The sequence below is a fragment of the Streptomyces sp. NPDC057445 genome (assembly GCF_042802855.1).
Taxonomy (GTDB): domain Bacteria; phylum Actinomycetota; class Actinomycetes; order Streptomycetales; family Streptomycetaceae; genus Streptomyces.
Map to the genome: position 1 here is coordinate 217,603 of NZ_JBHVDH010000006.1, position 26,226 is coordinate 243,828.

The 26,226-nt window shown below is 70.0% G+C and carries 27 protein-coding genes and 1 tRNA gene; 14 read left to right on the plus strand and 14 right to left on the minus strand.

Translation table 11 applies throughout. The features are described 5' to 3' along the window. The first annotated feature begins 195 nt into the window (after positions 1-195). On the plus strand, positions 196-711 hold the full coding sequence (locus ACFU5O_RS16645) for an Lrp/AsnC family transcriptional regulator (RefSeq protein WP_384241093.1): 516 nt from the start codon (positions 196-198) through the stop codon (positions 709-711). A 53-nt stretch (positions 712-764) separates the two neighbouring features. Here the strand turns inward: ACFU5O_RS16645 and ACFU5O_RS16650 are convergent, their stop codons facing one another. Both ACFU5O_RS16650 and ACFU5O_RS16655 read right to left on the minus strand, forming a co-directional pair. Continuing rightward, on the minus strand, positions 765-1,358 hold the full coding sequence (locus tag ACFU5O_RS16650) for a TetR/AcrR family transcriptional regulator (RefSeq protein ID WP_384240786.1): 594 nt from the start codon (positions 1,356-1,358) through the stop codon (positions 765-767). Further along, the gene (locus ACFU5O_RS16655; protein WP_384240788.1) at positions 1,358-2,929 is read right to left on the minus strand and encodes a 3-hydroxyacyl-CoA dehydrogenase; all 1,572 of its coding nucleotides are present in this window, start codon (positions 2,927-2,929) and stop codon (positions 1,358-1,360) included. Before ACFU5O_RS16655 ends, ACFU5O_RS16650 begins: the two co-directional genes overlap by 1 nt. A gap of 124 nt (positions 2,930-3,053) precedes the next feature. On the opposite strand from ACFU5O_RS16655, the gene paaN reads away from it, so the two are divergent. Further along, positions 3,054-4,715, plus strand: a complete 1,662-nt coding sequence (paaN, locus tag ACFU5O_RS16660; protein ID WP_384240790.1) for a phenylacetic acid degradation protein PaaN — start codon at positions 3,054-3,056, stop codon at positions 4,713-4,715. 80 nt (positions 4,716-4,795) lie between these two features. On the opposite strand, the gene ACFU5O_RS16665 is transcribed toward paaN, so the two are convergent. The 3 genes from ACFU5O_RS16665 to ACFU5O_RS16675 all read right to left on the minus strand — a co-directional run bounded on the left by ACFU5O_RS16665 (position 4,796) and on the right by ACFU5O_RS16675 (position 7,523). Continuing rightward, complete coding sequence (locus ACFU5O_RS16665) at positions 4,796-5,458, minus strand: TrmH family RNA methyltransferase (protein ID WP_384240793.1); 663 nt, start codon at positions 5,456-5,458, stop codon at positions 4,796-4,798. Further along, on the minus strand, positions 5,455-6,696 hold the full coding sequence (locus tag ACFU5O_RS16670) for an HTTM domain-containing protein (RefSeq protein ID WP_384241095.1): 1,242 nt from the start codon (positions 6,694-6,696) through the stop codon (positions 5,455-5,457). Before ACFU5O_RS16670 ends, ACFU5O_RS16665 begins: the two co-directional genes overlap by 4 nt. Positions 6,697-6,788: 92 nt before the next feature. Continuing rightward, positions 6,789-7,523: a DUF5819 family protein gene (locus ACFU5O_RS16675; protein ID WP_384241098.1), complete on the minus strand. Its 735-nt coding sequence runs from the start codon at positions 7,521-7,523 to the stop codon at positions 6,789-6,791. A 121-nt stretch (positions 7,524-7,644) separates the two neighbouring features. Between ACFU5O_RS16675 and paaA the strand changes: the two genes are divergently transcribed. The 6 genes from paaA to ACFU5O_RS16705 all read left to right on the plus strand — a co-directional run bounded on the left by paaA (position 7,645) and on the right by ACFU5O_RS16705 (position 12,444). Further along, positions 7,645-8,661 (plus strand): 1,2-phenylacetyl-CoA epoxidase subunit PaaA, encoded by a 1,017-nt coding sequence (gene paaA / locus ACFU5O_RS16680; RefSeq protein ID WP_384240794.1) that lies wholly within the window; start codon positions 7,645-7,647, stop codon positions 8,659-8,661. Further along, positions 8,658-8,948, plus strand: a complete 291-nt coding sequence (gene paaB / locus ACFU5O_RS16685; protein WP_384240796.1) for a 1,2-phenylacetyl-CoA epoxidase subunit PaaB — start codon at positions 8,658-8,660, stop codon at positions 8,946-8,948. The genes paaA and paaB overlap by 4 nt, the downstream gene beginning before the upstream one ends. After that, a complete protein-coding gene (gene paaC / locus ACFU5O_RS16690) occupies positions 8,945-9,646 on the plus strand; it encodes a 1,2-phenylacetyl-CoA epoxidase subunit PaaC (protein WP_384240797.1) in 702 nt (233 codons plus the stop codon). Before paaB ends, paaC begins: the two co-directional genes overlap by 4 nt. Then, complete coding sequence (paaD, locus tag ACFU5O_RS16695; protein WP_384240800.1) at positions 9,640-10,134, plus strand: 1,2-phenylacetyl-CoA epoxidase subunit PaaD; 495 nt, start codon at positions 9,640-9,642, stop codon at positions 10,132-10,134. The genes paaC and paaD overlap by 7 nt, the downstream gene beginning before the upstream one ends. Next, entirely contained in the window at positions 10,135-11,187 is a 1,053-nt protein-coding gene (locus ACFU5O_RS16700) for a 2Fe-2S iron-sulfur cluster-binding protein (RefSeq protein ID WP_384240801.1), read from the plus strand. It begins immediately after the preceding gene. A 123-nt stretch (positions 11,188-11,310) separates the two neighbouring features. Further along, on the plus strand, positions 11,311-12,444 hold the full coding sequence (locus ACFU5O_RS16705) for an acyl-CoA dehydrogenase family protein (RefSeq protein ID WP_384240803.1): 1,134 nt from the start codon (positions 11,311-11,313) through the stop codon (positions 12,442-12,444). 37 nt (positions 12,445-12,481) lie between these two features. Here ACFU5O_RS16705 and ACFU5O_RS16710 read toward each other — a convergent pair whose 3' ends face one another. The 4 genes from ACFU5O_RS16710 to ACFU5O_RS16725 all read right to left on the minus strand — a co-directional run bounded on the left by ACFU5O_RS16710 (position 12,482) and on the right by ACFU5O_RS16725 (position 15,975). After that, positions 12,482-12,826 carry a rhodanese-like domain-containing protein gene (locus tag ACFU5O_RS16710; protein ID WP_384240806.1) on the minus strand — a complete coding sequence of 115 codons (345 nt, stop codon included), beginning with the start codon at positions 12,824-12,826 and terminating at the stop codon, positions 12,482-12,484. Between the two features lie 82 nt (positions 12,827-12,908). Next, positions 12,909-13,859, minus strand: a complete 951-nt coding sequence (locus ACFU5O_RS16715; RefSeq protein WP_384240808.1) for a hypothetical protein — start codon at positions 13,857-13,859, stop codon at positions 12,909-12,911. A gap of 54 nt (positions 13,860-13,913) precedes the next feature. Then, positions 13,914-15,356: a DUF2252 domain-containing protein gene (locus ACFU5O_RS16720; protein ID WP_384240809.1), complete on the minus strand. Its 1,443-nt coding sequence runs from the start codon at positions 15,354-15,356 to the stop codon at positions 13,914-13,916. 262 nt (positions 15,357-15,618) lie between these two features. Beyond that, a complete protein-coding gene (locus tag ACFU5O_RS16725) occupies positions 15,619-15,975 on the minus strand; it encodes a winged helix-turn-helix transcriptional regulator (RefSeq protein WP_384240811.1) in 357 nt (118 codons plus the stop codon). Positions 15,976-16,094: 119 nt separating this feature from the next. Here ACFU5O_RS16725 and ACFU5O_RS16730 point away from each other — a divergent pair, with 119 nt between their 5' ends. Then, on the plus strand, positions 16,095-16,709 hold the full coding sequence (locus ACFU5O_RS16730) for an FMN-dependent NADH-azoreductase (RefSeq protein ID WP_384240814.1): 615 nt from the start codon (positions 16,095-16,097) through the stop codon (positions 16,707-16,709). Between the two features lie 113 nt (positions 16,710-16,822). Here ACFU5O_RS16730 and ACFU5O_RS16735 read toward each other — a convergent pair whose 3' ends face one another. The 4 genes from ACFU5O_RS16735 to ACFU5O_RS16750 form a co-directional block, all read right to left on the minus strand. Further along, entirely contained in the window at positions 16,823-17,488 is a 666-nt protein-coding gene (locus tag ACFU5O_RS16735; RefSeq protein WP_384240816.1) for a response regulator, read from the minus strand. A gap of 18 nt (positions 17,489-17,506) precedes the next feature. Continuing rightward, a complete protein-coding gene (locus tag ACFU5O_RS16740) occupies positions 17,507-19,189 on the minus strand; it encodes a sensor histidine kinase (protein WP_384241100.1) in 1,683 nt (560 codons plus the stop codon). Between the two features lie 248 nt (positions 19,190-19,437). Further along, complete coding sequence (locus ACFU5O_RS16745) at positions 19,438-20,256, minus strand: alpha/beta fold hydrolase (RefSeq protein WP_384240818.1); 819 nt, start codon at positions 20,254-20,256, stop codon at positions 19,438-19,440. A 14-nt stretch (positions 20,257-20,270) separates the two neighbouring features. Continuing rightward, positions 20,271-20,483 (minus strand): hypothetical protein, encoded by a 213-nt coding sequence (locus tag ACFU5O_RS16750; protein ID WP_384240821.1) that lies wholly within the window; start codon positions 20,481-20,483, stop codon positions 20,271-20,273. A 196-nt stretch (positions 20,484-20,679) separates the two neighbouring features. On the opposite strand from ACFU5O_RS16750, the gene ACFU5O_RS16755 reads away from it, so the two are divergent. Both ACFU5O_RS16755 and ACFU5O_RS16760 read left to right on the plus strand, forming a co-directional pair. After that, positions 20,680-21,345 (plus strand): response regulator, encoded by a 666-nt coding sequence (locus ACFU5O_RS16755; RefSeq protein WP_384241102.1) that lies wholly within the window; start codon positions 20,680-20,682, stop codon positions 21,343-21,345. Further along, positions 21,342-22,445: a sensor histidine kinase gene (locus tag ACFU5O_RS16760; RefSeq protein ID WP_384240822.1), complete on the plus strand. Its 1,104-nt coding sequence runs from the start codon at positions 21,342-21,344 to the stop codon at positions 22,443-22,445. Before ACFU5O_RS16755 ends, ACFU5O_RS16760 begins: the two co-directional genes overlap by 4 nt. 277 nt (positions 22,446-22,722) lie before the next feature. On the opposite strand, the gene ACFU5O_RS16765 is transcribed toward ACFU5O_RS16760, so the two are convergent. Then, positions 22,723-22,809: transfer RNA gene (locus tag ACFU5O_RS16765), tRNA-Leu, on the minus strand. A gap of 338 nt (positions 22,810-23,147) precedes the next feature. Here ACFU5O_RS16765 and ACFU5O_RS16770 point away from each other — a divergent pair. The 3 genes from ACFU5O_RS16770 to ACFU5O_RS16780 all read left to right on the plus strand — a co-directional run bounded on the left by ACFU5O_RS16770 (position 23,148) and on the right by ACFU5O_RS16780 (position 26,208). Next, a complete protein-coding gene (locus ACFU5O_RS16770; RefSeq protein ID WP_384240824.1) occupies positions 23,148-24,014 on the plus strand; it encodes an FhaA domain-containing protein in 867 nt (288 codons plus the stop codon). A 10-nt stretch (positions 24,015-24,024) separates the two neighbouring features. Continuing rightward, positions 24,025-24,540: an FHA domain-containing protein gene (locus ACFU5O_RS16775; protein ID WP_384240826.1), complete on the plus strand. Its 516-nt coding sequence runs from the start codon at positions 24,025-24,027 to the stop codon at positions 24,538-24,540. Between the two features lie 165 nt (positions 24,541-24,705). Further along, positions 24,706-26,208 (plus strand): Stp1/IreP family PP2C-type Ser/Thr phosphatase, encoded by a 1,503-nt coding sequence (locus tag ACFU5O_RS16780; protein WP_384240828.1) that lies wholly within the window; start codon positions 24,706-24,708, stop codon positions 26,206-26,208. Positions 26,209-26,226 lie beyond the last annotated feature (18 nt).

Genomic DNA, 26,226 nt, shown 5'->3' on the forward strand with positions numbered 1-26,226 from the left:
GCACCTCCTCGTGGGAGCGGGCATAAAGACCCGTGGAAGGGCGCGGAGTGTGAGGCGCCTCACCTACCGATTGTTCGGTCGTGGGCGCATTTTGGCTACAGGCACCTCCAGCCTGTGGACAAACGGTTCTCCACAGCCTGGGATAGATACAGGTCGTCCACGACAGAGAGGCGGGGGGACGTGGCAGCTGAACAAATGGCCGACGGCGAGGACCGCACCGTCTACGAAGCCGTGCCCGGAGCCGCCCAGGGCCCGCCGCCGCGTCCCCTCGATCCGATCGACCGTGACATCCTGCGCATCCTGCAGACGGACGGTCGCGCCTCGATACGCTCCGTCGCCGAGCGGGTGCATGTCTCGCGCGCCAACGCGTACGCCCGCATCAACCGTCTCATCGAGGACGGCGTGATCCGCGGCTTCAGCGCCCGTGTGAACCACGAGCGCGCCGGGCACGGAGCCTCCGCCTACATCACCCTCAAGATCGTGCAGAACTCCTGGCGGACGGTCCGCGAACAGCTCCAGGAACTGCCGGGTGCCGCCCACATCGCGCTGGTCAGCGGCGACTTCGACGTACTGCTGCTGGTCCACACCCCGGACAACCGCACTCTGCGTGAGCTCGTGCTGACCAAGCTCCAGTCGATCCCCGAAGTGCTCTCGACGCGCACGCTGCTGGTCTTCGAGGAAACCGACCTGGACCCGGATCCGGCGCGCTGACGGGCATGCCGAAGGAGCCGGAACCCGTGGGGCTCCGGCTCACCGGGGGCGAACTACGAGGCCGTGCGCAGCCCGTCGAAGGCGAGCCGTACGACCGCGTCGGCCACCTGCTCCCGGTCGTATCCGGTGCCCGCCTGCGGCCGGTACCACTCCACCAGGGAGTTGACCATGCCGAAGAGCAGCCGGGTCGCCAGCCGCATGTCCATGTCGGCCCGGAGATCGCCTTCCGCGGCGGCGGCCTTGAGCAGATCGGCGACCTTGTGGTCGAAATCGCGGCGCCGCTCCATGGCCCAGCGCTCGGTCCTGGTGTTGCCACGCACCCGCAGCAGCAGCGTGACGTAGGGAAGCTCGGCCATCAGCACCTCCACGGTGCGCCGGGTCACGTACTCGACCCGCTCGATGGCCCGCCCGCGCAGCGCCCCCGGCTCGTCGAGGATCCCGAAGAGCCCGTCGAGGGCCCGGCTCACCGCGCGGCGAAGCAGCTCCTCCTTGCCCGCGACATGGTGGTATATCGACGACTTGGAGATACCGGCGGCCTTGGACAGGTGCTCCATGGAGGTGCCGTCGTATCCGCGCTCGTTGAAGACGCTGACCGCGACGGACAGCAGCGTCTCCGGGGTGTACGTGTCCCGTCTGGCGGTGGTCATCAGCTGTCCCCGTTCTCCTCGTACCCGCGGCGGACCGTCCCGAGGGACGGCGCGTACCGGCCCGTGGGGTAGCGCTCGTGCAGCTCCCCCAGGAGGTCGCAGATCCGCTGGAACCCCACCTCGGCGGCCCACTCCAGGGGGCCTGCCGGGTAGTTCACACCGAGCCGCATCGCGGTGTCGACGTCCTCGGCCGATGCGACGCCCCGGTCGACCGCGTCCGCGGCGATGTCCGCCAGCATCGCGACCGTACGGGCGACGATCATTCCCGGTACGTCCTCGATCACGGACACCCGCTTGCCGATGGCCTGGAAGAGGCCGATCGCCTCCTGGAGGCTCTCCGGTGAGGTCGTCGCGGCGGTGGACACGGCGATCCGGGTGGCCGCGGCGTAGTCGAGCGCCAGATCGAAGTGGATGATCTCTTGGTCGTAGAACTCGACGGACGTCTCACCGTCCGCGAGACACAGCCGCCCGCCTCGGGGCAGTCCGATGAACCCTCCGCCGCCCCTGCGCCGGACCTTGATGCCGGCTTCCTCGAAGAGGGCCACGAGCGGCTCCGCGGGCCCCAGGTCACCTCGGACGGTGATCGCCTCGGGGACCTTCGCGGGAGAGGCGGTCTGCGGCTCGGGCCGCTCGGTGCCTTCCGCGTACGGGAACCAGCCCTGGCCCGATTTGCGGCCGAGACGTCCCGACTGGACCAGGCGGCGCTGGGCGAGCGAAGGCGTGAACTTCGGGTCCTGGAAGAAGGACTCCCACACGGAGCGGGTCACGGCCTCATTGACATCCTGGCCGATCAGATCGGTGAGCTCGAACGGGCCCATCCTGAAGCCGCCGCACTCGCGCAGGACAGCGTCGATCGTGGCCGGGTCGGCGCCGCGCTCCTCATGGACCCGCAGCGCTTCGGCGTAGAAGGGGCGCGCGACGCGGTTGACGATGAACCCGGGGGTGTCGGCGCAGCGCACCGGGGTCTTGCCCCAGGCCTTCGCCGTCGCGTACGCGCGGGTGGCCGCGGTCCCGTCGGTGGCGAAGCCGCTGACGACCTCGACGAGCGGGAGCAGCGGAGCGGGATTGAAGAAGTGCAGTCCGACGAACCGGCCGGGCAGACGCAGGGCGCCGGCGATGGCGGTGACGGAGAGCGAGGACGTGTTGGTGGCGAGGAGACAGTCCTCGGCGACGATCTTCTCCAGCTCGCCGAAGAGCTGCTGCTTCACGTCGAGCTGCTCGAGCACCGCCTCGACCACCAGTGCGCAGTCCGCGAGCTCGGAGAGGTCCGCCGCGGGGTGCAGCCGCCCGCGGGCCGCGTCGCGGGCCGAGGCGTCCATCCGGCCCTTCTCGACCAGCCGGTCCAGACGTGCGCCGATCGCCTCCGCGGCCTCCGGGGCCCGGCCGGGGACGGCGTCGTAGAGGCGGACCCGGTGGCCGGCGACGAGTGCGACCTGGGCGATGCCCTGGCCCATCGTGCCGGTGCCCACGACGGCGACGGCGCTGCTCGGCTCGATCGCGTCGGTGGCGTGGGTGACGTCAGCGGCCTCCGTGACGTCTGAGACGTGCGCGGCGGCCTCGGTGGCGGTCATGGCTGCGATCCTCCCCTACGAGTTGTCCACAGGTTCTGCGGACCCCCCTTGTCCCGACCGATCGTTCGGTTACTCTAACTCTGTCCGCGTTCCCCTGCCCAGCTCGACGAGGAGTTGGTCTTTCATGCAGCTGACCGAGACCCACCGGCCGACGCTCGACCAGGCCCTTGAGGCGATCCGCTCCCGGGCGTACTGGTCACCGCACCCGGAGCACCCCAAGGCCTACGGCGAGACCGGTGCGGCCGATGGCCTCGCGGCCTACCAGGCCCTGCTGGGCACCCGTTTCGAGCTGGACCAGCCCGGCACCGACGGCTGGACCGGCGGCGAAGTGTCCCCCTATGGCCCGGAGTTGGGGATCGAGTATCCCCACCCGGACATCGACGTCCTGCTGCCCGCGATGCGCGCGGGCATGGCGGCCTGGCGCGAGGCCGGACCGGAGGCCCGGGCCCTGGTGTGTCTGGAGATCCTGTCCAGGATCAGTGCCCGCACCCATGAGTTCGCGCACGCCGTCATGCACACGAGCGGCCAGGCGTTCATGATGGCGTTCCAGGCCGGCGGCCCGCACGCCCAGGACCGCGGCCTGGAGGCCGTGGCGTATGCGTACGAGGAGCAGATGCGCACCCCCGCGGCGGCCGACTGGTCGAAGCCACAGGGCAAGCGCGACCCCCTGGAGCTGCGCAAGGCGTTCACGGCCGCCCCGCGCGGCATCTCGCTGCTGATCGGGTGCAACACCTTCCCGACGTGGAACGGCTACCCGGGCCTGTTCGCCTCCCTGGCCACCGGCAACCCGGTCCTGGTCAAGCCGCACCCCCGCGCCGTGCTCCCGCTGGCACTGACGGTGCGGGTCGCCCGCGAGGTGCTCAGCGAGGCGGGCTTCGATCCGAACCTGGTCGCGCTGGCCGTCGAGCGCCCCGGCGAGGGCATCGCGAAGACCCTCGCCGTGCGTCCCGAGATCAAGATCATCGACTACACGGGCTCCACGGCCTTCGGTGACTGGCTGGAGGCCAATGCCCGCCAGGCCCAGGTCTACACGGAGAAGGCCGGCGTCAACACCGTCGTCATCGACTCCACCGACAACTACAAGGGAATGCTGTCCAACCTGGCGTTCTCCCTGTCGCTGTACAGCGGTCAGATGTGCACGACTCCGCAGAACCTGCTGATTCCGCGCGACGGCATCACCACGGACGCGGGCCACAAGTCGTACGACGAGGTCGTCGCCGACCTCGGTGCCGCGGTCGGTGGCCTCCTGGGTGACGACGCCCGGGCGAACGCACTGCTGGGCGCCCTGGTCAACCCTGATGTGAAGTCCCGTCTGGAGGCCGCGGCCGGGCTGGGCGAGGTGGCCCTGGCCTCGCGCGAGGTCACCAACCCGGACTTCCCCGGCGCCGTGGTGCGTACGCCGGTGATCGTGAAGCTCGACGGCGCCAAGCCCGACGACGAGGCGTCCTATCTGTCAGAGTGCTTCGGCCCGGTGTCGTTCGCGGTCGCGGTCGACTCGACCCAGGACGCGGTGGAACTCCTGCGCCGTACGGTCCGTGACAAGGGCGCGATGACGGTCGGGGCGTACACGACCTCGCAGGAGACCGAGCGTGCCGTCGAGGATGTCTGCCTGGAGGAGTCCGCGCAGCTTTCGCTGAACCTGACCGGCGGCGTCTATGTGAACCAGACGGCGGCCTTCTCCGACTTCCACGGCTCCGGCGGCAATCCGGCGGCGAACGCCGCGCTGTGCGACGGCGCGTTCGTGTCGAACCGCTTCCGCGTGGTGGAGGTTCGCCGCCAGGCCTGACGGCACATGTGCCGGTCCGTCCCGGGTCCTTCGCACCCGGGGCGGGCCGGGACGCCCTGTCCGTAGGGGCCGGGCTGGGCTCAGCCCAGCTGGGGCGGGATCTCCGCGTACCGCTGGACCCATGCGTGCATCGCGATCGCCGCGGCCGCGCCCGCGTTGATCGAGCGGGTGGAGCCGAACTGTGCGATCGAGCAGACCATGGCGGCGTGCTTGCGGGCCTCCTCGGTCAGGCCCGGGCCCTCCTGGCCGAAGAGCAGCACGCACCGCCGGGGGAGCTCGGTCCGCTCCAGCGGCACGGCTCCCGGCAGATTGTCGATCCCGATGATCGGCAGCTCCTCGGCCTCCGCCCACGCGGTCAGCGATCGCGTGTCGGCGTGGTGGCGCACATGCTGGTAGCGGTCGGTGACCATCGCACCGCGCCGGTTCCAGCGGCGCCGCCCCACGATGTGGATCTCCTTCGCCAGGAAGGCGTTGGCCGTGCGCACGACGGAGCCGATGTTGAAGTCATGGCCCCAGTTCTCCACGGCCACATGGAAGTCATGGCGACGGGTGTCGAGGTCGGCGACGATCGCCTCCCGCGTCCAGTACCGGTACCGGTCGACGACATTGCGCCGGTCGCCGTGCGCGAGCAGCTCGGGGTCGAACCTCCCGCCCTCCGGCCAAGGGCGCGGATGGGGCCCGACGCCGACCTCGGGGCTGTAGCCGTCGTCGTACTGAACCGGTTCCTGGGTCTCGCTGCTCACCCGACGAGGGTACGTGCGGCCTGCTCCTCGGGCGCACTCCGTTGTCCGGGCACCCTTCGCGCCCGGCGGCGCAGAACCCGGTCCCGCCCCAGTGCCGCCCGTCCGCCGAGCCACACCAGGAACGCCGTGGGCAGGAACACCGCGTCCGCGGCGATCATCGCAAGGGAGAAGAACGGCAGGCCGAGCAGCACGGCGATACCGGCGTGCTCCATCATCATGGCCACCAGCAGGACGTTCTTGACCTTGCGGTTGAAGAGCGTGAAGGGGAACGCGACCTGCACCACGACCGTGCCGTACGTCAGCAGCATCACGATCACACCACTGCCGGCCAGGATGTCGGAAAGCGCCGGCCAGGGAGTGAAGTAGTCGAGCTTGAGCGGGTAGTACAGCGCGCTGCCGTCCTGCCAGCGCGTGCCCTGGATCTTGTACCAGCCGGCGGTGGCATAGATCAGACAGACCTCGGCCATGATCACGGCGAGCGTGGCGTTGTGAATGAGGTTGGCGAGGACGTCCAGCAGCGTGCGCAGCTCGCTGCCCCGCGCACGGCGATTCACCGCCCACCACACGCCGTGGAAGATCCAGAGTGCCCAGAGCAGGGTGTGGAGCCACCACTCCCCGCCGACACGACCCAGGATCGTCCCCGCGGCGATGACCACACCGGACACCGACCACAGAACCGGGCCCACCCGGTCCCGTGCCCGGCCGGCCTTGTCCCGCGCGGCGTCCCGCCGTGCGCGCCGGACATCCAGGGACCACACCTGGCCACAGCGGGTGAGGACGAGATAGATCGCCATGAGGTGGATGACGTTGTCGCCGCCGTCGCCCATGAAGATCGACCGGTTCTGCAGCGACAGCACACCGATCATGAACAGCACCGACATGGTGCGGGTGCGCCAGCCGAGCATCAGCAGCGCCGCGGAGAGCACGGCGGCGAGGTACACGAATTCGAACCAGACCGTGCTCTCGGACCACATCATCGCCGTGAAGGCGTGGTTGCCGGAGATCAGCTGCTGGGCCATGTCCCAGCCCCACGGACCCTCGGGCCCGTAGAGCTCCCGGCGGTGGGGGAACTCGCGCAGCAGGAAGAGCAGCCATGTGGCGGAGAAGCCGATACGGACGATCGCACTCTGGTACCGGCCCAGGGCGGTCGAGGTCACGCGCTGGATGGCGTGCGCCAGCCTGCGATCCGGCGTCCGGCGGCCGCGTATCCCGGGTATCTCGCGGGCCTCCCGGTTCACGTCGCTCTCACGGCGCGCGCCGTGGTCACGACCCTGGCTCTCGTGGCGCCCGTGGTCGTCACGATCGGGGTTCTCCGCATCAAGAGTCTGAGTCACTTGACCGCCTCCGTGCCGGCTGCGCCGGCCGCGCTGCCGGTGCCGTCGTTCCTCACGCCCAGAGGCAGATCCGCCTCGGTCACCTTCCACCAGGGGAGCACTCTGTAGAAGGGCCGGGTGTCGGTCTTCTCCTTGCTCCACAGCGGCGCCTTGACCGAGCGGGTGACGGACCGGAGCTGTATGCGCTCGACCTCGCCCCCGAGGTCATGGTTCTCGAGCCGCAGCATCACGATCCGCCGGATGTAACGCTCGGAGAGCTGGCCGCGCAGGCCGTTCGGCCGGTTGTCGTCGGTGTGCGAGTTGGCGTAGAAGTCCCAGCCCCGGCGGAGCTCATTCTGCTGGGCATGGCTGGGGAGGAGATTGCCGCGGATCGCCTCGCCGTCCTCGGCCGAGAGGTCGACCCACTCGCTGGTCGTGCGGACGCCTTCGGGGTCCCTGACCTCGGCGCGCGCCTGGACACCGATGTTCTGCTGCAGCGGATTGGGGGCGAAGAGCTTCCAGTTCTGCTCGAACTCGGGATAGATCCAGCCGTCGACGGCCTCGCCGTGCTGCTTGGTCACCGTGTTCGAGGGCGCGACATGGAGAAAGACCATGGCCAGATGGGCCAGGGCCAGCGCCCCGATGACCGCGAGGGCGACAGCCGCCACCGCCTGATAGGGGAGCGAAAGGGCGACTATGCCCCCCGCGGGCGAGTCGTCATGCCTCTCGCCCTCGTTGCCGTACGAGTCCATCCCGCCCCGATCCCCATCGGTCACTTCGGTCCACCGCGGTTATCCACAGGGTTGACACCTTACGGGCCGCAGACTCACCATTGAAGCCATTCAACCGAACGATCGGTCGGTAGGGAGCCAGATGACGGCAGTGACTGCAGAGACGACTGCGGCTACGACGCACCAGGCGCGCTTCGACGCCGCCGTGGCCGCCGACGAGCGGATCGAGCCGCGCGACTGGATGCCCGACGAGTACCGCGCCTCGCTGGTCCGCCAAATGGCCCAGCACGCGCATTCGGAAATCATCGGCATGCAGCCCGAGGCGAACTGGATCACGCGGGCGCCCTCACTGCGCCGCAAGGCGATCCTGATGGCCAAGGTGCAGGACGAGGCCGGCCACGGCCTGTATCTGTACAGCGCGACGGAGACGCTCGGGACCGGTCGTGACGAATTGCTCGACAAGCTCCACTCCGGCCGCCAGAAGTATTCGTCGATCTTCAACTATCCGACGCTGACCTGGGCCGACGTGGGCGCGATCGGCTGGCTGGTGGACGGCGCCGCGATCACGAACCAGGTGCCGCTCTGCCGCTGCTCCTACGGCCCCTACGCCCGCGCGATGATCCGGGTCTGCAAGGAGGAGTCCTTCCACCAGCGACAGGGGTACGAGCTGCTGCTCGCTCTCTCGCAGGGCACGCCCGCCCAGCACGAGATGGCGCAGGACGCGGTGAACCGCTGGTGGTGGCCCTCCCTGATGATGTTCGGCCCGCCGGACGACGCGTCGGCACATTCGGCGCAGTCCATGGCCTGGAAGATCAAGCGGCATTCGAACGACGAGCTGCGCCAGCGCTTCGTGGACATCTGCGTCCCACAGGCGGAGGCCCTGGGCCTGACCCTTCCGGACCCGGAACTGCGCTGGAACGAGGAGCGGGGTCACTACGACTTCGGCCCCATCGACTGGGACGAGTTCTGGCAGGTCCTGAAGGGCAACGGCCCGTGCAACGAACTGCGGATCACCCAGCGCCGTCAGGCGCATGAGGAAGGCGCCTGGGTCCGCGAGGCGGCCACGGCGTACGCCGCGAAGGCGGCCGGATCCAGGGACGGGTCCCTCTCCGCGGCGGACGGGAAGCACGACGCACAGCATGTGGAGGCGACGGCATGAGCAGCTCGACCGACTGGCCGCTGTGGGAGGTGTTCGTGCGCTCGCGGCGCGGGCTGTCGCACACGCACGCGGGCAGCCTCCATGCCCCGGACGCCGAGATGGCGCTGCGCAACGCCCGCGATCTCTACACCCGGCGCAACGAGGGCGTCTCCATCTGGGTGGTGCCCTCCGCGGCGGTCACTGCCTCCTCGCCGGACGAGAAGGACCCGTTCTTCGAACCGTCCGCCGACAAGCCTTACCGTCACCCGACCTTCTACGACATCCCGGAGGGGGTGAAGCACCTGTGACCGCCGCACTCGCCCTGGGCGACGACGCGCTGGTGCTTTCGCACCGGCTGGGGGAGTGGGCCGGGCACGCCCCGGTCCTGGAGGAAGAGGTCGCCCTGGCCAATATCGCTCTCGACCTGCTGGGACAGGCGCGGATCCTGCTCTCCTTCGTCGGCGACGAGGACGAGCTGGCGTATCTCCGTGAGGAGCGCGCCTTCCGCAATCTCCAGCTGGTCGAGCAGCCCAACGGCGACTTCGCCCACACCATCGCCCGACAGCTGTATTTCTCCACGTTCCAGCGGCTGCTGTTCCACCGGCTGGCGGCGGGTGACAGCGAATTCGCCGGGCTCGCGGCGAAGGCGGTCAAGGAGGTCGCGTACCACCAGGACCACGCCGAGCAGTGGACCCTGCGTCTGGGCGACGGCACGGCCGAGAGCCATGAGCGGATGCAGCGGGCCTGCGACGCGCTGTGGCGGTTCACCGGCGAGATGTTCCAGCCGGTGGAGGGGCTGGACGTGGACTCGGAAGCACTCCGCGCGGGCTGGCTGGAGTCGGTGACGGCCGTCCTCGAGCGGGCGACGCTGACCGTGCCGGACACCGCCGACACCGGCGCCTGGTCGGCCGGAGCGGGCCGGCAGGGTCTGCACACGGAGCCCTTCGGACGGATGCTGGCCGAGATGCAGCATCTGCACCGCAGCCACCCGGGGGCGTCATGGTGACGGACACGCTGGTGGAGGCCGAGCTGCGCAGGCTTGCCGGGTCCGTGCCCGACCCGGAGCTTCCCGTACTGACGCTGGAAGAGCTCGGTGTGCTCCGCGGGGTGCAGATCGTCGGACCCGGCAGGGTCGAGGTCCAGCTGACCCCCACCTACACCGGATGCCCGGCCATCGAGGCGATGTCCTCGGACATCCAGCAGGTGCTCCATGACCACGGCGTGGCCGAGGTGTCGGTCGTCAAGGTGCTCTCGCCCGCCTGGTCGACGGATGACATCAGTGCGGAGGGCCGGCGCAAGCTGACCGAATTCGGGATAGCCCCGCCGCGCCCGGGCGGCACGGACGGGCCGGTGCCCCTCACGCTCTCCGTGCGATGCCCGCACTGCGGCTCCATGGAGACGGAGCTGCTGAGCAGGTTCTCCTCCACCGCGTGCAAGGCCCTGCGTCGCTGTACGTCCTGTCGTGAACCGTTCGACCACTTCAAGGAGTTGTAGATGTTCCATCCGCTCCGGGTCACCGACGTCGAGCGGCTCACGGACGACTCGGTGGCCGTCACCCTGGCGGTCCCTGCCGAGCTGCGCGACGCCTTCCGCCATACGCCCGGCCAGCACGTCGCCGTGCGCCGCACGGGCGCGAACGGCGAGGAGATCCGCCGTACCTATTCGATCTGCTCCCCTGCTGCCCCTGCCGATGGGGATCCGGTGCTGCGCGTGGGCATCCGGCTCGTCGACGGCGGCGAGTTCTCGACGTACGCCCTCAAGGAGCTGTCCGCGGGAGACACGGTCGAGGTCATGCAGCCGATGGGCCGGTTCGTGCTGGAGCCGCGTCCCGGGCACTTCGCCGCCATCGTCGGAGGCAGCGGTATCACCCCGGTGCTGTCCATCGCGGCGACGCTGCTGGAGCGGGAGCCGGAAGCCCGGTTCTGTCTGATCCGGAGCGACCGCACGGCGGCGTCGACGATGTTCCTGGAAGAGGTCGCCGACCTCAAGGACCGCTGGCCGGACCGTTTTCAGCTGGTCACCGTGCTCTCCCGCGAAGAGCAGCAGGCGGGATTGCCGTCGGGCCGGCTCGACCAGGAGCGGCTGGCCGGTCTGCTGCCCGCCCTGCTGCCGGTGCCGGAGGTGGACGGCTGGTTCCTCTGCGGACCGTTCGGACTGGTCCAGGGCGCGGAACGGACACTCCGAGGGCTGGGGGTGGACCGCAGCCGCATCCACGAGGAGATCTTCCATGTGGACGAGGCACCGGCCCCGGCGCCGGTCGCGGCCCCCGCACACAGCACGCTCAGCGCGACGCTGGACGGGCGCTCGGGGAAGTGGCCCGTCCAGGAAGGCGAATCGCTGCTGGAAACGGTCCTGCGGGCCCGCTCCGATGCGCCGTATGCCTGCAAGGGCGGCGTCTGCGGGACCTGTCGGGCATTCCTGGTCTCGGGCGAGGTCCGGATGGACCGCAACTTCGCACTGGAGCAGGACGAGACCGAGGCGGGTTATGTGCTGGCCTGCCAGTCACATCCGATGACCCCCGAAGTGGAGCTGGACTTCGACCGCTGACGCCCAGGGTTTCCGGTACTGCCGGCGCCATTCCCTTCCGCTGGAACCTGTTCTATGTTGACGACCCGTCAGATCCATGGGGTCCGACGGATACGGACGACCGGTGCGCGGGAGGACTGGGCAGTGGACTTCACCTTCACCGAGGAGCAGCAGGCGGCCGTCGAGGCGGCGAAGGCGGTTTTCTCGGGCGTCGCGCCCGACGGCGTGCCGAGCCCCGCGCTCACTGCGGGCGCGGTGGCAGAGGAGTTCGACCGGCCGCTGTGGGCCGCACTCGCCAGCGCCGACCTGCTGAGTCTGGTACTCGCTCCGGAACACGGCGGGGCGGGACTGGATCCCATCGCGCTCTGCCTGGTCCTGCGCGAGTCGGCGAAGGTGCTGGCTCGTGTGCCGCTGCTGGAGTCGAGCGCGGTCGCGATGGCGGTGGAGCGCTTCGGCAGTGCCGAACTCGGCGACGACCTGCTTCCCAGGGTCGGCCGCGGCGAACTGGTGTTGACCGTCGCGGCCAACGGCCGCACCGGCCATGACGGTGCCGAGCTTGCCGTCGGAGCCCGCCAGGACGGCGGCTCCTGGGTGCTCGACGGCATACAGACAGGGGTGCCCTGGGCTCAGTGCGCCGATCTGATCGCCGTCCCCGCGCACACCGATGACGGGCACGCAGTGCTCGCTCTCGTGCCCCGCGGCCATGCGGGCCTGACGCTCGCCGGGCAGTTCTCCACCAGTGGTGAGCTGTTCGCCGAGGCCCGGCTCGAGTCCGTGAGGATCGAAGCCGCCTCGCTCATCCGCGCCGAGGGAGCCTGGGAGTGGCTGCGCGGGCTGCTCGCCACCGGAACCTGTGCGCTGTCCCTGGGCCTCGGCGAGCGCGTGTTGTCGATGTCGGGTGAGTACACCAGCAAGCGCGAGCAGTTCGGGTTCCCCGTCGCAACCTTCCAGGCCGTCGCTGTCCAGGCTGCCGACCGCTACATCGATCTGCGCGCGATGGAGGTGACTCTCTGGCAGGCCGCCTGGCGGATCGCCTCCGGAGCGGGCGGGGCCCTGCCGCCGTCCGGTGATATCGCGGTGGCGAAGATCTGGGCGGCTGAGGGGGTTCGCCGCATCGTGCAGACCGCGCAGCATCTGCACGGCGGCTTCGGCGCCGACACGGACTACCCGCTCCACCGCTACCACGCCTGGGCCAAGCAGCTCGAGCTCTCGCTCGGCCCGGCAGCGGCCCATGAAGAGGCACTGGGCGACCTGCTGGCCGCCCATCCCCTCGGCTGACCGAGGTCCTGGAAGCCGGCGCGCCCAGGAAAAGCGGCTACAGCACGTACGCCTTGCTGCCGCCCTCGGTGACCATCGGGCGCCCGGCGGCCTCCCAGGCCTGCATTCCGCCGTCCACGTTCACGGCGTCGATGCCCTGCTGCACCAGATACTGGGTGACCTGCGCGGAGCGGCCGCCGACCCGGCACACGACATGGGCGCGGCGGCCCTCTGACACAGCCTCGGTGACCTCACCGAAGCGGGCCACGAAGTCGCTGATCGGGATGTGCAGAGCACCCTGGACATGACCGGCCGCCCACTCGTCGTCCTCACGGACGTCGAGCACCAGACCGTCGGCCGGGACGGACACGGCGTCGATCGAGGGCAGCTGGGCGAAGTTCATGGGTGGTGGCCTTCTCTCGTACCTGGGGCGCGTACCGGCCCGCTGGGGCGCGTAGCGCGCATGACGGACGTTCCTGGGAAACCTACTGCACCAGGCCGGCCAGCTCTGCCTCACGCTGGGCGACCTGCGCCAGCAGTTGCTCGGCGATCTCGTCCAGCAGCCGGTCCGGGTCGTCCGGTGCCATCTTCAGCATGGCACCGATGGCACTGTCCTCCAGCTCCTTGGCGATCACGGTCAGCAGTTCCTTGCGCTGAGCCAGCCACTCCAGGCGGGCGTAGAGCTCCTCGCTCTCGCTGAGCTGCGGGGGCTGCGGAACCGGACCGGCGTCCCACTCCCGCGACAGCTCTCGCAGGAGGGTCTCGTCCCCGCGCCCGTAGGCGGCGTTCACACGCGTGATGAACTCCTCCCGCCGAGCCCGTTCCGTCTCCTCCTGGGCCAGATCCGGATGGGCCTTGCGGGCGAGCTCCCGGTACAGCTTCCGGGCCTCCTCGCTGGGCCTGACCCGCTTCGGCGGCTGCACGGGCTGGTCCGTCAGCATGGCGGCGGCCTCCGGCGAGAGACCGTCCGAATCGATCCAGTCGTGGAAGAGCTCGTCGACGCCCGGCATGGGCATCACCAGGGCCCGCGCCTCTTTCGCCCTGCGCAGATCCTCGGGGTCCTGGGTGCGGGCGGCGTGGGCCTCCGCGATCAGGGCGTCGAGCTCGTCGAGCCTGGAGTACATCGGGCCCAGCTTCTGGTGGTGCAGGCGGGAGAAGTTCTCCACCTCGACGCGGAAGGTCTCCACCGCGATCTCGAACTCGATCAGCGCCTGCTCGGCAACGCGTACCGCGCGCTCGAGCCGCGCCTCGGGCCGCTCACCACCCGCCGCGCCGGCCTCCTGGCCGTGCGGATCGCCCTGAGCCCCGGACGCACCCTGCGCGCCCTGCGCACCCTGTACGCCCTGCTGGTCCACGCTGCTCTGTTCGTCCACGCGGTGGTCGTCCTGCTCGTCGTCGGTCCGGGTCGTCGGCGCCCCGGGAGGGTCCTCGGTCACCCGCCCAGCGTATGGCAGAGCGCCGGCCGCCTCGCGCGGCCGGGCCCCGGACCGTCACACGCCCAGCTCGGCGGCCAGTCTCCCGCTCCGCACCGCGGCGACGAGCTCGGCGTGGTCGGCTTCCGTTCGATCCGCGTACAGCACCGCGAACCCGGCCACGGCCTCGTCGAGCTCCTCGTTCTTCCCGCAGTACCCCGCGAGCAGCCGTGGGTCGACGCTGTGCGCATGTGCCCTGGCGAGCAACGCGCCCGTCATCCGGGCGTAGTCGTCTATCTGGTCGGCCGCGAGGGCGGCAGGGTCCACGCTGCCCTTGCGGTTCCTGAACTGGCGCACCTGGAAGGGCCTGCCCTCCACGGTGGCCCAGCCCAGCAGGATGTCGCTGACCACCTGCATCCGCTTCTGCCCCAGCACCACCCGGCGCCCCTCGTGCATCGGCTCGGGCGCTTCGAAGCCGGCGGCCCCCAGGTGGGGCAGCAGTACGGACGGCCGTGCCTCCTTCACCTGAAGCACCAGCGGCTCGCCCCGGTGGTCGATGAGCAGCACCACATAGGACCGCGTCCCGACGCTGCCGGTGCCCACGACCCGGAAGGCGACATCGTGGATCGCATATCGCGCGAGCAACGGCAGCCGGTCCTCTGAGAGCGTCTCGAGATACTCCGCGAGGGAGGCCGCCACGGCGGCCGCCTCCTTGTCCGGCACCCGGCGCAGCACGGGCGGGGTGTCCACGAAGTGGCGCCCGCCGTACGGCGCGACCACCGTCGACTTGGCGGCGAACCGCGCGCTCGTGTTGTTCCGGGCCTTCTCCGAGACCCTCTCGAGCGTCCCCAGCAGATCCCGGGCGTCCGTGTGCGAGACGAGCTCCTCGTCCGCGATCGCGTTCCACGCGTCGAGCACCGAGAGCTTGGCGAGCAGGCGCATGGTCCGGCGGTACGTCCCGGCCGCGTCGAAAGCGCTCCTGCGGCAGGTCTCCTCATCGGCACCCGCCTCACGGCCTGCGAGAACGATCGAGGTGGCGAGTCTCTTGAGATCCCACTCCCAGGGACCGAGGACGGTCTCGTCGAAGTCGTTCAGATCGATGACCAGATTGCCGCGCACGTCCCCGTAGAGCCCGTAGTTCGCCGCGTGGGCATCACCGCAGATCTGGGCCACGACGCCGGTGACGGGCGTGGCAGCGAGGTCATGGGCCATCAGTCCCGCCGAACCGCGCATGAACGCGAACGGGCTCGCGGCCATCCGCCCCACCCTGATCGGCGTGAGCTCGGGCACCCGGCCCCGGTTGGACTCCTCCACGGCCTGCACCGCATCCGGCCGACCCGGCCCGATGACCATGGTGTCGTGCGACGACCGGGGCACGACGGCCCGCAACGCCTTCCCGGCCTTCTTCGGGGAGTCGGGGTCCTGACCTGCCGCACGCCGGGCGAACCCGGGAACGTCCGGAATGCGGTCACTCCCCGAAGCCGACCGCTGTACCGGCGCCATTGCTTCGTCCTCATCCATGGCTGGACCGCCTCCCCCGACGTTGTGCAACATCAATTGCCAACGACGGTACCGCCACGTCTGGCGGCCGTCTCCCCCTGTGGACAACCACAACGGCGGCGTCACGGACGATCTGATGGAGTCCCGCCCGGACCACCGCCCCGCGGTCGACCGCCGGCGACCTCTCTGCCTCCATGCACAGCCTCGTGGGCCTCTCACCGCCTCGGAGGACCCGCCTGCTTGCACGCGACGCGCACGCCCCGCCCGCCGACGCAGCGGCTCGTCAGCAGGACCCGTCCACCCGCATTCCCCCGGGCAGATACGCCTCCGCCCAACGGCCCAGCTCCTTGAGCGCGGGCTCCAGTGCCGCACCGGCCTCCGTGAGCCGGTAGGCGACACGCAGCGGCGGCCCATCGTCGACCTCGCGCACAATCAGCCCGGCCGCTCCCAGCTCGGTGAGCCGGTCGGACAGCATGCGTTCGCTGATGCCCGGGATCGCCCTGCGCAGTTCGGCGAAGTGCACCGGCCGCTGCATCAGCACCGAGACGATCGGGCCGGTCCAGCGCTTGCCGAACAGTTCGAAGACGCGCGTGATCGCCACGTCGACCTTCTTGCACGTCTGCTCGCTGTGATCCGCCATGCCTCCAGCGTACTGCCCACACACCAGCAGATGAAGAAAAGTAAGCTACTGTGCTATTCATAGTTACGCACGGAACTTAGGTACCGCGCCCTTCCCCACTGCACCCTCTGGAGAACGTCATGGCCACGCTGCTGCACATCGATTCCGCCGTCTTCCCGCAGGGCTCCGCATCGCGCGATGTCACTGCCGCCTTTGTGAAGTCCTGGCTGGAGGAGCACCCCGAGGGCAAGGTCGTCTACCGCGATCTGGCCGCGAACCCGCTGCCCCATCTGGACGTCGCCGCCGCTTCCGCAGGTGCCGACGACGCGCTCCGGGCCGAGCTTGCCGCCGAGCTCGCGGCGGCGGACGCCGTGCTGATCGGCGCCCCCATGTACAACTTCACGATTCCGTCCACGCTGAAGGCATGGCTGGACCAGGTGATCATCGTGGGCCACAACGCTGCCCTCCCCGACGGCCCGGTGGCAGGCACCCAATTCACCGTGGTCGCCAGCCGTGGCGGCTCGTACGCCCCCGGCACGCCGCGCGAGAGCTTCGAGTTCGTCCAGAACTACATGGAGAAGGTCCTCACCGGAATGCTCGGTGCAGAGGTCGATTTCATCGTTCCTGAGCTGACGCTGGCTCCGATGAGGCCCGAGATGGCCGAGCTCGTCCCGCTCGCCGAGGCCTCTCGCGCCAAGGCGTTCGAGGAGGCCGCGCAGAAGGCGAAGGACCTCGCGGCGCGCATCGCGGCGTAGCGGGCGACCGGCGCCACCGACCGTCGACCGTGGGACGGCGGCCGACAGCATCGGCGGGACGGCTCAGGCCGTCCCGCCGATGTTCCACGTGAAACATCACAAACCGCTTCGGGCTACAGCCCCGCGTCCCGGGCCAGCAGTGCCGCCTGCACCCGGTTCTCACACTCGAGCTTGGCCAGGATCCGGCTCACATAGGTCTTCACGGTGGCCTCGCTCATATGGAGCCTGCGCCCCGCGTCCGCGTTGGAGAGCCCTTCCCCCAGCAGCGCGAGCACCTCCCGCTCGCGCGAGCTCAGCGCCGCCACCCGCGCCCGGGCCTGCTCGCTGCGCGCCACAGCCCGCCCCGAGGCCAGCTGGTCCACCACATGGCGGGTGGCTCCGGGGGAGAGATAGGCGTCACCGGCCACGGCGGCCCGCACGGCCCGGATCAGCTCCGCGGGGGCGGTGTCCTTCAGCAGGAATCCGGCGCCTCCGTGCTCGAGCGCCCGCAGCACGTTCTCGCGCTCGCCGAAGGTCGTGAGCACGATGACCCGGGCCGACGGCACCGCTCTACGCAGTTCGGAGAGCGCGGTGAGACCGTCCATGACCGGCATCTGTATGTCGAGCAGAACCACATCCGCGCTGTGCGACCGGGCGAGGTCGACGGCCTCACGGCCGTTCGTCCCCTCCGCCACCACTTCGATCTCCCGATCGGAGGTGAGGATCATCCGGATCCCGGCGCGGATCAGCGGCTCGTCGTCGGCGATCACGACCCTGATCGACCCCCCGGACCCGGTCACAAACATCCCCCTACTTTGCTACTTGGCGTCGTACGACTTTTTCTCGACCAGCTTGCCGTCCTTGAAGCAGAACCGGAACACCGGTTCGCTGTCCCAGCTGCCCCCTGTCGCGGAGGAAAGCAGCACCAGACATGAAGACCCCTTCGGCTTCTTGGGGCCTGTTCCCTCAAGGCCACTCGTCGCGAAGGTGTCGCCGTCAGGCAACTGACTGCGTACGTCCTTCTCCGCCATGCCTACATCGACGGCGTCGTACTCATCAGGATCGATCATCCCCTTGTCCAGCGACCCCATCAGGAAGATCAGTCCGAACAGACCGACCACCACCAGCAGAACCGCGGCGGCCACAGCGATCCCGCATCCCAACGCCACCCCGTTGTTCCTGTTCCTGCCACCCATCGCGAGCTCCCTCTCCGAAACGGTCCAGTCCATGACCGGAACACCGTTGCCGAAGGTGACCGGCGACGACTGCTGCCGGAAGTCGTCGGCCGCATCGACGAAGGGCGCGGCCTCGACAGCGCCATACGGGAGTACGCCCGCCACACGGAAGCCGCCGCCGTCGATGGGCCCCGCGTGGACCATCCCGCCCACCAGCCGGGCGCGTTCATGCAGCCCGGTCAGCCCCTGACCACCGCTGACGACCTCGCCGACGGCATCCACGACGCCCGGGGCGGCTGCATTGACGATCTCCACCACGAACGAGTCCGGCTCGTGCCGCAGCTCGACGACGATCGGCGCGCCCGGCGCGTGCTTGAAGGCGTTGGTCAGCGCCTCCTGCGCAATGCGGTACGCCGCGTGGTCCGCGGCGGCCGCGAGCGGCCTGCTCTCTCCCACGCGCCGCAGCTCCACGGCGTAACCCGGGCCCGCCGCCCTGGCAGCCTCGACCAGCCCCGCGATACCGGCCGTCCCCCGTGCAGCCCGCCCCGCCTCGTCCACGGCGGGCGCGGGCGCCTCCACTCCGTCCCTGAGGATGCCGACGACCTCGCGCAGCTCGTGCATCGCGGTCACCGAAGCCTCCCGCAGCACTCCGACCGCCTCTCGCTGGCGCTCGGTCAGTTCCCGGTCCACCTCGAGCGCGCCGGTGTGCACGGCGATGAGCGCGAGCTGGTGCCCGAGACTGTCGTGCATGTCCTGGGCGATCCGCTGCCGTTCCCGCAGCCGCGCCTGCCCGGCCACCATCTCGCGCTCGCGCAGCAGTTGGACGTTACGGTCCTGCAGGGTGTGCAGCAGGGTCCGCCGTTGGGTCCAGTAGCGGCTGGCCAGGCCCGGCACGACCGTCGTCGCCAGGAAGAACAGCGTCGTGAACAGCACCACGGTGAGCGCGCCGTCCCGCGCCGAGCCGTCGGTCAGCGTGAGACCGATGTAGAGGACGTACGCGCCGGTGAACGCTGCCAGTGCCCGGCCCGCACCCGGGATCCGCCGACCGGCCGACCAGCCGACGATCATCATCAGCGGAAACAACCCGCTGGCGACCGCTGTAAGCGCGGACGTCACCACGAGCACGCTCGCGGGAAGCCTCCGCCGCATCAGCGACAGCACGGCGGCCCCCGCCCCCTGACCGGCGACAGCCATAGCCGAATCACTCAGCAGTTCGGCAACGCCGGCGACCATCAGTCCCAGCACGAGGGCGACGACGAGCTCACCGGCGACCCTGCGCCGGGACCACAACTCGGGCGGAGCCAGCCACTGTCCGCCCGCCCGTATCCGGGCCCGGACAGTTCGGGTCCCGGCCCTGGCCCCGGCTCCGGTCCGTATGTTCGATGACGCGTCCACGCCCGCACGATAGTCAGTGGCCGGCGCCGCCCGCGGCCCACTTTCGTCGCGCCACCTCGCGACCTTGGTCGTTGCACCAGGGCCGCCGTCCATCGGTGGGCACCCGCTCGGCGCCCAGGGCTTTACTCGGCACCGAGGGCTTTCTCTTCCCCGGTCCAGCTCCCGCAGGGGGCTCTGGATCAGACCGGGAGCGCGGCTGCGCGCATGGTGAGGTGGGTGGTGAGGAAGGCCCACAGTGCGGGGGCCATCCTCTGCGCCAGGTCGTCCGCGGTGCACAGATCGGCGGAGACGGTGACGCCGGCGAGATGCCCATGGGGGAGGGTGCGGGCGATCTCCTCGGCCAGGGCGGCGCGTCGCCGATGGCCGCTGCCGGGAATGATCAGTGTGGGAACCGGGATGTCGGCGAAGTCGGCAATGCTGGTGAAGGCGCGATCGCGGCGGATTGCGCAGGCGGCGGCGATGCTGGCGGGGTCAGACCGGGAGAGGGCATCGCGAACCGGATTCCCTGTCACCGGCGCGAGATCGGGCGGGACGGACTTCCGGGCGGAGTCGGTCCCGTTGTGGCGGAAGTGTGCGGCACAGCTGTCCGTCCTCGCCGCTTCGCCGTCCCTGACACCGGCGTCGACGTCTTCGGCACCGATGACGACTCCGGCCAGGATGTGCTGCGGGTAGGCCGCGGCCGCGCGAAGTGTGACCGTGCCGCCCATGCCGACGCCGCCCAGGGCCACCTCCTGGAGTCCCAGATGGCTCAGGAGTGCCGCGACGTCGTCGACGTACTGCGCCCACGTGTGCCGCGCGGGGTCGGTGCATACCGAGCGTCCGTAACCACGGATGTCCGGCAGGACGACGGAGTAGCTCTCGGCGAGCCGGCGGGCCAAGGGCACGAGGCTGTGGTGATCCGACCCCTCGCCGTGCAAGAGGATCACGGCCGGCCCCCTCCCGAGGGCGGCGGCATGCAAGGAACAGCCGTCGCTGCCCTGGTAGCTGAGCGCGTCCATCCGTAGACCTCCAGTCACCTTCCGGACTTCCAGCCGACCGCCGGACCGCCGACTGCCGGTTCGGGGCCGAGGTGGCTCGCGTGCATGCCGCGAACGGCCGGGCCGTGGTTCAGGTCGAGACCGCTCACGCGGCCTGTCGACTGCGACCCGGTCGGGGAGCGGGAGCGGCCTGCCCAGGCCACTGGTGCCGCTTCGGACAGCACGGTCGCCGATGTGGCGTGCGTCATACGCTCAAGGGTTGGAGAGGCGTCCGGCGACAACCATCCGGCAGGTGTCCGGAACCGCCCCGCCGAGTGACCGGCCGCGACCCCGCCACCTGACCGGGTTCGGGGCTCGGTGCCTGGCACCAGGCCGGTGCACCAGGCAGGTCGTCCCCCGGCGTGGTACGAATCGGACAGTGGTCCGATGGCGAGTGGAGCACACGTGATCCGGGTACTGGTGGTCGATGACGAGGCCCTGATCCGTACGGGCTTTCAGCACATCCTCGACGCCGCCGACGACATCGAGGTCGTGGCGGCGGTTCCCGGCGGCCGGGCGGTCGTAACGGCGCAGGAGACGCATCCGGACGTCGTCCTGCTGGACATCCGGATGCCCGACGTGGACGGACTCACCGTCCTGGCCGGCCTCCGCCGGCTGCCGCATCCTCCGGTGGTGGCCATGCTCACGACCTTCGACATGGACGAGTACGTGGAAACGGCCCTTCGCTCGGGCGCCGCCGGCTTCCTGCTCAAGGACACCGACCCGGAGGGACTGCCGTTCCTGGTACGCACCCTGGCCGACGGCGGCACCGTACTGTCGTCCAAGGTCACCCGGACGATCGTGGACGGCTACCTGCAGAGTGGTTCCCAGGAACCCCCGCCCCGCAGCCTCGGCCGGCTGACCGACCGCGAGCGCGCCGTACTCGTCCTGATCGCCGAAGGACTGTCCAACGGCGACATCGCCACCCGCATGCATCTGAGTACCGGCACGGTCAAGGACCATGTCAGCGCGATCCTCACCAAGCTGGAGGTGGGCAGCCGCGTCCAGGCGGCCCTGCTTGCCGAACGGGCCGGCCTGCTCAGGCCGCCGCGGCACCGGGAGAGAGGATGACCCCCCGCCGCCTGCCCGCCACACTGCTCGTGGACGCCGCCCTCGTCGTCGTCTCGCTGCTGGACGTCTGGGTCAACGTCACCACCGACGAGCCGCTGCGCCTGGCCTTCGCCGTGGCTGCTTGCCTCTGTCTTCTGCTGCGCCGCCGTCTGCCGCTGCTCACATTCCTGATCACGCTGCCCGCCGTCGTGCTCTCCGACGCGATCTTCGCCGCGCTGGCCGCGCTGTACACGCTCGCCTCCCTCAGCCGCCGCCGCGGCCTGCTGGCCCTCTGCGCCCTGGCGTTCACGCTCAGCGACATGACCTCGTGGCCGTCACCGACCTTCGACCTGTCGGACCCCGCGACCCTGATCACCCTCGGCTACACCTCGGCGACGGCGGCCGCCCCCGTCTTCCTCGGCCAGCTCGTGCAGACCCGCCGCGATCTGTCGCTGCGGATCGCCGAGATCTCCGAGGCACGTGACCACGAGCGGCTGCTGACCGCCCAGACCGCGCTGGCGAAGGAACGCGCGCAGCTGGCCCGTGAGATGCACGACGTGGTCTCCCACCAGGTCAGCCTGATCGCGGTACGGGCCGGTGCGCTCCAGGTCGGCTCGCAGGACGCCGAAGTCAAGGAAGCCGCAGCCACGATCCGGCGGCTGAGCGTGCAGACACTGGACGAACTGCGGCACATGGTCAGCGTCCTGCGGGCCTCCGGGGGCCGCCCGACGGAGCTGACCCCGCAGCCTTCCCTCGCCGACCTCCGGCAACTGGTCGACACCAGCGGCATCGAGGCCGAGCTGCACACGGATGTGCCCGACGGGCTTCCTCCGACCGTCCAGCGCGCCATCTACCGAACCGTCCAGGAAGGGCTGACCAACGTGCGCAAGCACGCCCCCGGCGCCGACGCGACCGTACGCATCCGCCACGACGGCGGAACCGTCCGGCTCACGGTCACCAATACCGTCCCGACCCGGCCGGCTTTCCCGCTGCCCAGCGCGCACTACGGCCTGGTCGGTCTCCGTCAGCGAGCCGCGCTCCTCGGTGGCACCGTCACCTCCGGCCCGACGGCCGACGGCGGCTACGAACTCCGGCTCGAGCTTCCGGCCGACGGCACGTAGTGACCGCCGCCCGTGACCGGTCCGCCCACACCCGCTGAAGATCAATCAGAGACCCGGGCCCCATATCGTGATGAATGCCACGCTGTGGGCACATTCACGTAAATCCGCCCGGACGCCGGCCCTGACCCACCGCGCCACCGCGCCACCGCGCCACCGCGCCACCGCGCCACCGCGCCACCGCGCCACCGACAAGCCTTGCTCTCCAGCAACGGGAAACGAGAAACGGGCCCTCACCAGGACTTTCGTCTCTGGTGAGAACCCGTTTCTTCGGTTTCTCTGGTGCGCGAGGGGGGAGTTGAACCCCCACGCCCTTGCGGGCACTGGAACCTGAATCCAGCGCGTCTGCCTATTCCGCCACCCGCGCATTGGGTGTTGCCGCGGCATCCCTACCTGCTCGGTGTGGGCGCCTTGCGACATGCAGAACATTAGCACGCTGCCGAGGGTCGATTCACATGCGTTTGCTTCGGCCCACAGCGGTCGAGGAGAAGGAGTGGGCAGGGAGCGGGGCGCCCTCCCCCCGGTCCCCCTGGGTGCACCCCGAGTGCGGGACACTGTCAGGAGGCCGCCTCTACGATCCGTGTGGAGATCCGTGTGAGAGGTGACACTCATCGACGGGGCAGACAAGGGGAACCAGCCGATTTCCCGACGCGTGGATACGATCAGTAAGCAGTATCAGGACGGCAGCAACGGAGGAGGTGCCTCATGGGAGTCCTGAAGAAGTTCGAGCAGCGACTTGAAGGTCTGGTCAACGGCACCTTCGCCAAGGTGTTCAAGTCCGAGGTCCAGCCTGTCGAGATCGCCGGCGCCCTCCAGCGCGAGTGCGACAACAACGCGACGATCTGGAACCGTGAGCGGACCGTCGTCCCCAACGACTTCATCGTGGAGCTGAGCGCGCCGGACTACGAGCGCCTCAGCCCCTACTCGGGCCAGCTCGGCGACGAGCTCTCGGGCCTGGTCCGGGACTACGCCAAGCAGCAGCGGTACACCTTCATGGGCCCGATCAAGGTCCATCTGGAGAAGGCCGAGGACCTCGACACCGGTCTGTACCGGGTGCGCAGCCGCACACTCGCGTCGAGTACGTCACAGTCCCCCGAGCGCGCGCCCGCCGGACCTGGGGCGGGCCTGCAGGGCGCCCCCGCGGGCGGTCCGCAGGGCGGCGGTTACGGTTACCCTCCTGTTGGTGCACCTCCCATGCCGGCCGCACCGCCGCCCGGGATGAACCGGCCGGGCCCCGCGCCCACCGCCGGCCGCCCGACGGCAGCGGCACCCGGCGCCATGCCGGGGACACAGGTGCGCCGCTGGATCGAGATCAACGGCACACGCCATCAGATCTCCCGCCCGACGCTGGTGCTGGGCCGCAGCACCGAGGCCGACGTGCGGATCGACGACCCCGGCGTTTCGCGCCGTCACTGCGAGATCCGGACCGGAACGCCCTCGACGATCCAGGATCTCGGGTCCACCAACGGCATCGTGGTAGACGGGCAGCACACCACCCGCGCTACGCTCCGCGACGGCTCGCGGATCGTCGTGGGCAGCACCACCATCGTTTACCGGCAAGCCGAAGGGTGAAGCGGGGGCAATGTCAGAGCTGACCCTGACGGTCATGCGGCTGGGTTTCCTGGCCGTTCTGTGGCTGTTCGTCATCGTGGCCGTCCAGGTCATCCGCAGCGACCTGTTCGGTACGCGCGTCACGCAGCGCGGCTCACGCCGCAACGCCGACGCCCGACCGCAGCAGGCCGCCCCGCGCCAGGCCGCCGCGCCTCCGCAGCAGCGCCAGCAGGCCACGCGCCAGCGCCGCGGCGCGCCCACCAAGCTGGTCGTCTCCGAGGGCAGCCTCACCGGCACCACGGTCGCGCTGCAGGGCCAGACGATCACGCTGGGCCGTGCCCATGATTCGACGATCGTGCTGGACGACGACTACGCGTCCAGCCGGCATGCCAGGATCTACCCGGACCGTGACGGCCAGTGGATCGTCGAGGATCTCGGGTCCACCAACGGCACGTATCTCGACCGGACCCGGCTCACCACCCCGACACCGATTCCGCTGGGCGCGCCGATTCGCATCGGCAAGACCGTCATCGAGCTGCGGAAGTAGTACGACAATGAGCGAGCGGAGCGAGCGAGCCGCGGCGGTCCCCACACGGGACGCCGCAGCGGTCCCGGCAGCGGGCCGGCACGGGCAGCTCCCGACCGGAGGGTGGGCAGTGTGGCTCGAGACCGGCTGTACCCCGAGGCAGCGGATTCGACAGGGCAGGTGCGCATGAGTCTGTCACTGCGCTTCGCCGCCGGATCGCACAAGGGCATGATCCGGGAGGGCAACGAGGACTCCGGCTACGCCGGCCCGCGTCTGCTCGCGATCGCCGACGGCATGGGCGGCCAGGCCGCGGGTGAGGTCGCCTCCTCCGAGGTCATCTCGACCCTCGTCCAGCTCGACGACGACGTACCGGGCTCGGACATCCTCACCTCGCTGGGTACGGCCGTGCAGCGGGCGAACGACCAGCTGCGGGCGATGGTCGAGGAGGACCCCCAGCTCGAGGGCATGGGCACCACCCTGACCGCGCTGCTGTGGACCGGCCAGCGACTGGGTCTCGTCCACGTCGGCGACTCCCGCGCCTATCTTCTCCGCGACGGCGTGCTGACCCAGATCACGCAGGACCACACCTGGGTGCAGCGTCTTGTGGACGAGGGCCGGATCACCGAGGAAGAGGCCACGACCCACCCGCAGCGCTCCCTGCTGATGCGCGCGCTGGGCAGCGGCGACCATGTGGAGCCCGATCTCTCCATCCGCGAGGTCCGCGCCGGTGACCGCTATCTGATCTGCTCCGACGGACTGTCCGGCGTCGTCTCCCACCAGACGATGGAGGACGCCCTCGCCAGCTACCAGGGCCCGCAGGAAACCGTGCAGGAGCTGATCCAGCTCGCGCTGCGCGGCGGCGGCCCGGACAACATCACGGTGATCGTCGCGGACGTCCTCGACGTCGACGGCGGCGACACCCTTGCCGGACAGCTCAGCGACACCCCTGTCATCGTCGGCGCGGTCGCCGAGAACCAGGTGCAGCTGGGCGACAACGGCGCCATGCAGACCCCCGCGGGACGCGCGTCCGGCCTCGGTCGCCCCGTTCCCCCCACCCACGGCGGAGGCGGTTTCGGTCCTCCCGGCAGCGGTGACGGGATGGGCTACGGCGGGATGCCGCCCGAGGGCAGCTTCGGGGCGTACTCCGACGAGGACTTCGTCAAGCCGCGCTCCGGCCGGAAGTGGCTGAAGAGATCCTTCTTCTCCGTCGTCGCACTCGCCGTCGTCGGCGGCGGTCTGTACGGCGCCTGGCGCTGGACGCAGACCCAGTACTTCGTCGGCACCAAGGGAACGCACGTCGCGCTCTACCGGGGCATCAGCCAGGACCTGGCCTGGGTCTCGCTCTCGGACATCGAGAAGGACCACCCCGAGATCGAACTCAAGTACCTGCCGCCCTACCAGCAGAAGCAGGTGAAGGAGACGATCACCGAGGGCAGCCTCGGCGACGCGCGCGACAAGATCGAGGAACTCGCCGTGCAGGCGTCCGCCTGCAAGAAGGACGAGCAGCGCCGCGCCGCGGACCGCGCGTCCAACGCGAAGACCGGTGAGGGCGAGGCCGGCGGTACGACCGGCACGAAGCCCCCGACGACCCAGTCCGCCAAGTCCAACACCACCGCAGCCGCTCCCTCTCCGGGCCCCACCCTCTCGGAGGACGAGCAGAAGCTGGCCTCGAACTGCGACAAGCAGTAAGCGGTAGAGCGGTAAACC